We start from the raw sequence: 9,485 nt of genomic DNA on the forward strand, positions 1-9,485 counted from the left end.
CACAGATGGCTCCCCTTCTCAATCTGAGAATCTAGCTACATCAATACTCTCAGGACTTTTCTGCACCACTAAGGCTTGACCCAGAAGAACTGGAAACCTACTCACAAAATTTGGTGGCCGATCTAAAAGACGGTTTAGTCGAAGATGCGCAACTAGCCAGGGGTACAGATATTCCGGAAGGCAGCAAAGCTGCACAAGGGGGGTTTGACCTCGGTATTTTAAAAGCCGAAGTCAATGTGGCAAACATAGTCACGTTACTCAAGTGGCTCAAACACCGCATTGCTGGAGCCGAATTGGAAATTGAGTATGGCGATGTGAAGCTGAGATATCGCACCGAAGAGCAGCTAGAGCAACAATTAGCCGCACTGGAGAAAATTTCTCACCTCACGGTTAGAGTAGTAAAGAATGAGACCAACGACGGTTGATGGCAAAAATTGCGCTGCTGATTGGCATTAGTGACTATGGCGAAGCCCTGACGAGTTTGCCAGGCACTCAGGAAGACCTGCAAGCGATGCAGCGGGTGCTGAAAAGTCCTGATGTGGGCGCATTCGATCGGGTCGAAGTTTTACCCAATCCGAATCGCACCGCGATGGAAGTGGCGATCGAAACGCTGTTTACTGACAATCGTGATCGGGATGATCTGATTCTGCTTTATTTCTCTGGTCATGGGGTGCGGGATGATAGTGGTGTGCTGTACTTTGCCGCCAGCAATACGCAAAAAAGCCTTCAAGGACGAATTCTTACCAGCACAGCCGTCAGTTCTGGGGCGTTGCAGGGCTATATGGGCCAGAGCCGCTCAAAGCGGCAAGTGCTGATTTTAGACTGCTGCTTTAGCGGGGCCTTTGCCCGTGACATGAAGGCCAAAGATGATGAAGCCGTGAATGTCAAAGCCCAGCTGGGGGGCGAAGGTCGCGCAGTGTTGACCTCCTCGACGGCAACCCAGGTTTCCTATGAACGGGAGGGCGCGAGTCTTTACACGACTTATCTGGTGCAGGGGTTAGAAACCGGGGCTGCGGATAAAGACGGTAATGGACAAATTACCGTGGATGAACTGCACGAGTACGCCCGCGAAAAAGTGCAAGAGCAAGCGCCGACGATGCAGCCCGAAATCTACGCGGTAAAGGAAGGCTACAAGATTTTTATTGCCCGTGCGCCCCAGGGTGATCCAAAGCTAGCCTTTCGCAAAGAGGTTGATGAACGGGCCAAACTGAAACGCGGTCAGTTTTCGCCCATTGATCGGCGAGCCTTTAAATTTCGAGCGCAAGAACTGAGGTTGCCTGCACCAGAGGCAAAGCACATCATTGATGAAGTGTTGCAGCCTTATCAAGCGTTTTGGGCAAAGCTCAACGAGTTTGAAGCGGCTGTAAAAGACACGCTGGAGTATGACCCGCAGATGAGCATTGGTAGCATCAATGACTTGCGATATTTTCAGCGGATTTTGAAACTGCGTGATGAAGACATCGCGCCCGTGCTCAATACCTATCAGATTGACCTGGTAGCACAAACTATTAAATCTGTGACTGCTTCCAATTCTTTTAAGGCGGCTTCTGTCAAGACTGCATCGGCTGACATCTCAGATGAGCTCTCACTGGAATCTGAACAAGGTGTGGACTATGCCCACTTAAGAGAATTGCTGCGGGCGGGCAAGTGGAAAGAAGCCGATCAGGAAACGGTTGAGGTGATGCTGAAGGCGGCGGGAAAAGATGCTGAAGAACGCCGCTATCTAACCCTGGATGAGGCGCGTAATTTTCCTTGCAAGGATCTGCTGACGATTGATCGGCTGTGGGTTCACTTTAGCGGCGGCAAGTTTGGCTTTAGTGTGCAAAAGCAGATCTGGGTTGAGGTGGGTGGTAAGCTTGATTTTGGCGAAGATAGAGATGCCGCGATCGCGGCCTATGACAAAATGAGCGATCGCAACGGCTGGCGCGTAAATGAGAGTTACATCTCTTACGACCAGGTGACTTTTAATACCTCAGCCCCGGCGGGACACCTCCCCCTCGGGTGGGGTGAGTGGGGTGAGGGGAGTTGTGTGTGGGGGTTGGTTTTTTGTGGTGGTTTTGGGGGGTGGGGGTCTCTTCTCTCGCATCCAGACTTGTGAACTGTAGCATATCAGGGCTTCAGCTCGATCCGTAAGTTTTATTTCCGGTTGTTTTTCAACGCCAAAACGAGGGTTTCAGCCAACCGTTACCTGGCACCAACCATTAAGTCGTATCCGTAAATTGCAGGCCGGCAATGTCAGGATTAAAACAATTCGCCAGCACAAACTTTTTGGCGACTTCCACCACCTCATCAATCGGTACTTGCCAATCGTCCCAGAGGCTTTTTTGCCCAGGGCTGACCTTCTTGGCCTTCATTTTTTGCCGCAAGGCGGCCAGTTTTTTACTGCCCCAATGGTTACGCTTTTCCGACTTCGGTTTCGGCTTGTACTTTTGGCAAAACTGCCGATAAGCCGCCGCACAAATGTCCAACGTGAGGCCCAACGCCAAAAACGCCGGATGCCATTGGGTCAGCCCATCTTCAGTCAAGCGCTCATAACTACCGTAGTTGCTGTAGTCGTAGAAAAACCCCTGCTGCATGCCAGCAGCTTTGGGGTTGGCATGGATGTAGCGCAGCGTATTCAGCGCCCGGCGCTTGTCCGTGTTAGGAAACCCCGTGCTGTGATACCGCTTTTCCCAAAAGTGCCCCGTGCGGTGCAACAGGCGATTGAAGCACATCGCCGTGTACCAGTTGAGCCAATGCATAATTTTGGGCAAATCTTCTGGGGCTGGCGGCTCTAGAAGATAATGCACATGGTTGCTCATAATGCACAGAGCATACAACTTGAAGCCAAACTTATCCTGACAGCGTTTGATGGCGGCCAACAACAACTGCCGACACGCCAACCGCATGAGCCGAAACTCTCGGTTGTTGCACCGAGTTGTGATGTGGTAGCAATAACCCAACTGGAGCTGACGAGGCAAACGCGACATAGCCCTGCTCCTTGATTGGCATCAGCATCCTGCCATTAACCACCTTGAGGCCCAATCGCATAACGAGTCGGTGTGCCTCTCGCGGTAAACGCCCAAAGATCCCGCTTCTGCTGCGGCCCATAGCTAACGTGGATGGGTCGCTCTGCCCCATAAAAATACAGCGAGTCAAACGGCAACTCCCGCGCCACAATCCAATCTACCAACTCGTCACTCGACAAATCGACAATCCTGAAATCACCCGCCGCCCCCAACCGCGAGCAGTAGTAATTCCCTTTCCGATTCACCTCATGGGCCATGTGCTGATCTCGGTCAGGACTGGCGACACCATGCTTCACTCCCGTCACCGGATCTTTCTTCGCCAGCCACCGCTTCAAATCTGCTGAGCAAAACCCATAGGTAAGCTGAAAACGCTCTTGCCCAAATTCGTCGATTACCGGATCGACGATGTGCTCACACAACGCCCCTAAAGCCAGAATCGTTTCCTCCCAGTTCTTCGGATAGGGATCAATCTGATCGGCATACTTTTGGTAAGTCTGCGTGCAGGTGCAAAACTCCTCCAGCGTCAAATATTGCCCTATCAACCTGTCGTGCATATCAGAGTTGTGCTATGTAGGTCACAAATCATTGCCAATTGGCAATATCTACAAATCACTTTTGCGTCGATCAGGATGGTACATATTTCTCAGGGTTAAGAGATAGTTGGGCTCAGTCGCCACAGTCACCCAAATGTGATGAGCGATCGCCAGTCGTTGCTTATGCCCCTCGCCAGGTACCCGGCGATGTTCTCCTTGAGAAAACCAGTGGTTTACAGTCGTCAACGAACAATCACAAATGAACGCCAGTTCTTCCCGCGTAACATTCCAACTATTGAGAAAGGCTTCTAACTCCATCCGGTGGTTTGCCTGTAACCAGCACAACAATGCCTATTAGTCTTACCGAGAAGTATTCAGAGCACAATATAGAAGCAAATGTACTTGCCATAGTGGCAATCCTTGAGGTAGAGTGAATCCTAGTTATTTCAGATCGAAACTCGGGAAATGAGTCAACCTAATCTTCCCGCATATATGAAAACCATCATGTGCTGTCTGTGCGCTAGCCCCGAGACACGGCGCTACTTCTGGGAAACGATGGTCAGCTATACGCTGTTGGTCAACGAGCTCCTGGAAGCTGTCCCTAACCGTCCCGAATTTCCGCAGTGGCAACGCAGGGGAACCATTGACCGCGAAGCCGTTCGTATTGTGTTGAAACCACTCAAGGCCAAGCCCAATTATGCGCAGTTACCCAAACGTTTTTTGACCTCTGCAGAATTAATCGTTTGCTATGTCTACAAGTCCTGGTTAGCACTACAAAAGAGACGCCAGTGGCAACTAGAGGGAAAGCGTCGATGGTTAGCAGCGATTGAAGCGGATCTCAAATCGATATTGTCTAGCGACTTGAGCTTTGAGACGGTACAAGCTAAGGCCCGGAAAATTCTAGAACAGGCTGAACAAGATTTAGAATCTCCGCCATCCGAAGTAACTAAAAAAGGCAAGAAATCAAAACGGCATAAGAAGCCGAAATCACTATTAAAGTACCTGCTCGACCGCTACGACGAAACGACTCAGGAGCTGGAACATCGGGCAATTTGCCATCTTCTACGCCATGATATGAAGGTCGGTGAGGAAGAAGATACTCCTGACACTATTCAACACGTCATTGACAGAAAACGAATTGAAATTGCACGTCTGACCGAGCAACTACAAAGTCGTTTGCCTAAGGGGCGTGATCCGAACCATGAGCGGTTTGTGGAAAAGTTGGAAATAGCCGTTGCTCTGCCAGACTGTTCCCCTGAACATTGGGATCCCGAAGAGTTTGACGAATGGCGTATCCAAAAACAGATTTCTGAGCTGAATACGCTGCCATATCCAATTTTGTTTGGAAGTGCCAGTGATCTCTATTGGGATATTCTGAATGACACGACTTCTGCTGCAACCGGATCTGCCAAGAAAAGGTCACGCAAATCAAAGCGTCCTAATGAACGGCTGCAGGTTCGTTTTAAGGGGCTTGACGAGCACAAGTGTAAGATTCAATGCGATCGACGGCAGTTGAAGACATTCCGTCAATTTGCGACTGATTACATCAGTAATCAGCAACTCCCCAAAGACGAAAAGTTCGGAGAGGGATTGTTCGCGTTACGCTCTGCCTGCTTAATCTGGAAAGTTGATCCCGAGGCCTCTGCTGGCTGCCGAAATCGTCAGAAAGCAATGCTCCGCAAGGACTCTCATCTTAGAGAGTCTCTGGAGAAAGGCGAACTCTGCCTCATTAATTATCCTTGGGAGACGCACCGACTCTATCTGCACTGTACTTTTGACATTCGCCTCCTTACTCAACAAGGGACGGAACAAGTCCGTTTGCAGAAATTGGATGCAGCCAAAAAATTAGTTAAGAAGACTCAAGAGCGACAAGCCGCTGACCCGTCCATCACTATGACGGAGAATCAGGCATCACGCTTCAAAGCCAAGCAAACCAGCATTAGCCGATTGGAAAAGAATCGACCTGCTGAACGGCCTGAATGCCAAATCTACCAGCCAAACCCCAATATTTTTGTGGGCATTAGCCTAAGCCGTCATGAACCCGTTACCGTCATCGTGTTTAACAAAGAGAGCAACCAAGCGTCGGAATATTGGTCTACTGACTCACTGCTGAAAATACGAGGCATCACATCTCCCCGTAACAACCAGAGTATTGTTCAACTTCACCATGAACAGCAACAGCTTTTACGCCGATGGCGACGACAGCGGCATTACAATCTCTGCCAGCGACCAGCTGAGCAAAAGCAAGGTGACTACCATCAGCATGATGCAGAATCGCGGTTGGGTGATTACCTGGATCGCCTGATTGCAGCCAGAGTGACTGAATTGGCAGTCCGCCGACAAGCCGCAGCGATCTCACTTCCAGAGCTGCGAAATATCCGTGAAAGCGTAGAGAGTGATATTCAGGCAAGAGCCGGAAAGAAGTATCCCCACCATGCAAAATTGCAAGCTCAATATGCGAAACAATATCGCCGCGAGTTTCACCGTTGGAGTTTTGGACGACTGGAACAGTACATTACTGAAGCTGCCAAACAACGAGGAATTGTGGTTTGTAAAGGACGGCAGCCCAAACACGGCAACGAGCAAGAGAAGGCCCTAGCCGTCATCACGAGCGCAATCACGTAGCGTAGACATTTGAACCTTGAAAAGATTAATATTCTTTTGCGCGTCAGTTCTTTAAGGACTGTCGATAAGTGCAGGGTGAGTTTATTTGCTTTCCAGCCTGCTGTAGTTGTCTGCTCTCTTGTGCAGCTTGCTGCATTCAAGATGTTGGGTCGCGCCAGCATCCAAGGGGCAATGTTTCTGTAGTTGACGGTCTCACCATTAATTATAGAGATACAGGCGTACGTGTCGTGGCAGCTACCAAAAAGCCCCGAGCAAGGGGACCCATCACTTTCTGGCAAACCTAAGCATGGATAGTTTCCCTGGGAGGTTTGCCATTCCTGAAAACCACTGTATGGCAGGGATCTCGGAGAATCTTTAATCTCATGAGATTTTTCTAAGGGCTTTCTAGGAACACCTTCCTAGAGGTTTGCCAAATTTCTGTTTAGAGGGCTGGCTGCGCAAGGTTTACAGGTTGCGGGGTTTCATCCCTGCATTTCAATGCTGATGGGATGAAAGAAAGACAACAATACAGGGATCTGTATTGACTGTGGAGTTTCATCCCTGCATTTCAATGCTGATGGGATAAGAGACCTCAGACCAGACTGCAAGTAAGTAAGCTTTGTGTAGCCATCAGACTTTGATGAGGTGAAAGGAACGTCAGCTTCCCAAAATTGGAAATTAGTTCTTTAAATCTGGCAAAAATCAAATGAGTTGCTATCAAAAAGCTGTTTTTTTGGTATGCATCGCCTGTAAGCCTCATTCTTCCGTCGATTTTGGAAATTAATCCTTTAAATCTGGAAAAATAATCCTTTAATGGACAAAAGCGGGTGATGAGACTCGAACTCACGACATTCAGCTTGGGAAGCTGACAAGAATATCGATAATTCAGTACTTTCAGCCGCATTCATCCGTTCCTACACCCAATTTACACCCAAAAAGCCATGCGCTTAGTTAAGATCTTTCGATAGTCAACTATGAGATCTCATCGCGGGGCTTCCATTTGTTGAAGCCCCTTGGATACCAAAAATCAGTCGTCAGAACATATGAGCCTAACCGACTTGAGAAATTGAGGCATCGACCAAGAAGACTGACCGTAAAGAACTGTATAGTTTCGGCTCGTATTGGGTAACGTGAGATAATTTTGAACTGTCCACTTATGTGGAATGCCTAAATTCGCACTGTGGCTCTTTTGCCACGGACGAGAGGATGCCCTACTTGAGGTTGCGCTGTCGCAGCCAGGGATGTCTCCATATCTCGTTTCCCGTCTCCTCAGAGGCGGAGTCACATGCGATGAATATCAATTCTTCTCTTGAAGCCTCTCAGTTTGGAACCAAACACCAAGCCGCAGAGCTGATCGGCTTAAGTCCTGAAACCCTAAAAAAATATCGGCTTAAGGACAAAATCCTAATTGAAGACATCCACTGGGTTAAGTTGAATCGGCGCACAATCCGGTACAACTTGCCGTTGCTAGCTGACTGGTTAGCGAACCGGAATGACCCGCAAGCGCACCAGAAAGCGATTGAGCAGTACCAGCGATCGCTGCTGTCCAATCAAAAACGGCGTCCAGGTCGCTCTTCTCAGTCCAGTCAAAATTAAACAGGAGATGAGGCGATGGCTATTTCGATTAGCGCATCGCCTTATCTGCTGGAGAGTAATTTGACGGTAGTCCCCTCAGTTGGTGAATTTATCGATTCACCAACTGAGCGATTCTCAGCAGCTAAGGCGATTAGCCAAGACGCAGAACTTTCAGCACAATCAACTAACAAAACTCAATGAGTAAGGCTAAGAAAAAGCCTTACCCCCAGGCAGATACCCGAAAAGAAAGAAACTCTAAAGCCACAAGAGTAAATTCTCGGTTGTCTGCACAGTCAAGTAAGGCTGTTCGGAAAAAATCTACTTCTACCAATGGTAAGCCAACTCGAAAAATCCTGGACTTTTTTGCGAAGTTTCATGGCTGGGACTTTATCTTTGCCCCCGCCAAACTTGGAAAACTAAGTTGGCAAACTTACAAAAGAAATCATCCGCTCAGCGCCGCATCTCTATACAGACGCTGGGCTGATCCAGAGCAAGTTATTGGGGTGAGGTTTCAAAGCAATCGTTATGGTGAAGCGGGAACGACACAGTACCTGATGCTGGATATTGACATTGGTAGTGCATATCATCCAGCAAACAATCACCATCACTATGCAGGCATCCTCAACGCACTTCAGCAGATTGGGTTGTTTGACTACATACTAATTTGCTCCAGTTCATCGGGAGGGTTGCATGTTTATTATCCTTTGCCAGATTCCGTTTCTTGCTTCAGATTAGCCTTGGCTATTCGTGAGCAACTTACACAAGAAAGGTTTACTGTTCAAAACGGGCAGCTAGAAATCTTCCCTAACGTAAAGAGAAAAGGTTCAAATTATCAGGCGCACCGATTGCCACTGCAAATAGGTTCTTATGTTCTGGGCCAGAATTTTGAACCCTTACATCGGGATTTGGATCGCTTCATTGATACCTGGAATAAAGTCTCGGCAGTCCAGGATATGGAACTGCTTAATAAAAAGATCGCTCAGGCTAAGCCCACTTGGGATTGGTCGAAGTCACATGACGCATTAACAGAAAATAGCCCGACTCAGTGGAAAGCAGACTTAGAAGGCATCATGGCAACCGGGTGGACCCGTCCAGGGCAAACCAACTTCATTATTCAGAAACTCTTGCAGTATGCCCGCATTTTTCTAGAGATGGAATGGGATGAGGTAGGAGATTGGGCGATTCAACAAGTACCCACCTTGCCTGGCTTTAAGGAGTTCTGTGGTCATCAGAATGATTATCAGCGGCGGGTGCGCGAGTGGGTTGCAACCAACCGCAAGCATAATCGTTATTATCCCTACAGTCAGCGGCAGCGCAAAGCCAAACCAGTTGATGAGCCCAAAGGACCAGACAACGACGATAAGGCCCAGGCGGCATTGTCGCGCATTCAACAAGCGATCGCCCGTATCCATGCCAGTCCTGATGGTATGCCGAATGGGGTCAAAGCTCGCCAAGTTTTGATTTGCCAGGAAGCCCAGTGTAGTGCTCAAACCCTCAGGAAATATCTTCATCTGTGGCATCCACAACATGAGAGAAACGTTCCTGACGCCGAAACTGCAACCGATCAACAACACCAGGATTGCTTACACCCAAGTGGAGCAGAGTGTGTAACTCCTGATCTGGCGTGCGCTTGAGGGTCTTTCTTCCCCCTCTGTGAGCATGTGAAACGCCTCTGACCGTAAAATCTGACGCAAAATCAAGGGGTTACACACCCCGTCCTACTAAGGTGTGGCAGCGCAGTTTAGCTAGATATGCTGACTGTAGC

The 9,485-nt window shown here is 48.8% G+C and carries 9 protein-coding genes; 6 read left to right on the forward strand and 3 right to left on the reverse strand.

Features of this window, described 5'->3' with window-relative positions; all coding sequences use genetic code 11:
- The first annotated feature begins 113 nt into the window (after window positions 1-113).
- On the forward strand, window positions 114-425 hold the full coding sequence (locus JUK32_RS00875; RefSeq protein ID WP_204136976.1) for a hypothetical protein: 312 nt from the start codon (window positions 114-116) through the stop codon (window positions 423-425).
- Window positions 425-2,098, forward strand: a complete 1,674-nt coding sequence (locus JUK32_RS00880; protein WP_204136977.1) for a GUN4 domain-containing protein — start codon at window positions 425-427, stop codon at window positions 2,096-2,098. The genes JUK32_RS00875 and JUK32_RS00880 overlap by 1 nt, the downstream gene beginning before the upstream one ends.
- A 103-nt stretch (window positions 2,099-2,201) precedes the next feature.
- On the opposite strand, the gene JUK32_RS00885 is transcribed toward JUK32_RS00880, so the two are convergent.
- The 3 genes from JUK32_RS00885 to JUK32_RS00895 are packed head-to-tail and all read right to left on the reverse strand — an operon-like array spanning window position 2,202 to window position 3,859.
- On the reverse strand, window positions 2,202-2,969 hold the full coding sequence (locus JUK32_RS00885; RefSeq protein WP_204136978.1) for a transposase: 768 nt from the start codon (window positions 2,967-2,969) through the stop codon (window positions 2,202-2,204).
- Between the two features lie 35 nt (window positions 2,970-3,004).
- Entirely contained in the window at window positions 3,005-3,562 is a 558-nt protein-coding gene (locus JUK32_RS00890; protein WP_204136979.1) for a hypothetical protein, read from the reverse strand.
- A 48-nt stretch (window positions 3,563-3,610) separates the two neighbouring features.
- Entirely contained in the window at window positions 3,611-3,859 is a 249-nt protein-coding gene (locus tag JUK32_RS00895; RefSeq protein WP_239112180.1) for a hypothetical protein, read from the reverse strand.
- A 186-nt stretch (window positions 3,860-4,045) separates the two neighbouring features.
- Here JUK32_RS00895 and cas12k point away from each other — a divergent pair, with 186 nt between their 5' ends.
- The 4 genes from cas12k to JUK32_RS00915 all read left to right on the forward strand — a co-directional run bounded on the left by cas12k (window position 4,046) and on the right by JUK32_RS00915 (window position 9,354).
- On the forward strand, window positions 4,046-6,166 hold the full coding sequence (gene cas12k, locus JUK32_RS00900) for a type V CRISPR-associated protein Cas12k (protein ID WP_239112182.1): 2,121 nt from the start codon (window positions 4,046-4,048) through the stop codon (window positions 6,164-6,166).
- A gap of 1,269 nt (window positions 6,167-7,435) precedes the next feature.
- The gene (locus JUK32_RS00905) at window positions 7,436-7,741 is read left to right on the forward strand and encodes a hypothetical protein (RefSeq protein ID WP_204136982.1); all 306 of its coding nucleotides are present in this window, start codon (window positions 7,436-7,438) and stop codon (window positions 7,739-7,741) included.
- Between the two features lie 15 nt (window positions 7,742-7,756).
- A complete protein-coding gene (locus JUK32_RS00910; protein ID WP_204136983.1) occupies window positions 7,757-7,921 on the forward strand; it encodes a hypothetical protein in 165 nt (54 codons plus the stop codon).
- A complete protein-coding gene (locus tag JUK32_RS00915; protein WP_204136984.1) occupies window positions 7,918-9,354 on the forward strand; it encodes a hypothetical protein in 1,437 nt (478 codons plus the stop codon). The genes JUK32_RS00910 and JUK32_RS00915 overlap by 4 nt, the downstream gene beginning before the upstream one ends.
- Window positions 9,355-9,485: the final 131 nt, after the last annotated feature.

Origin of the sequence: Halomicronema sp. CCY15110 (assembly GCF_016888165.1) — a bacterium.
In the GTDB taxonomy this organism is placed as follows: domain Bacteria; phylum Cyanobacteriota; class Cyanobacteriia; order Phormidesmidales; family Phormidesmidaceae; genus Halomicronema.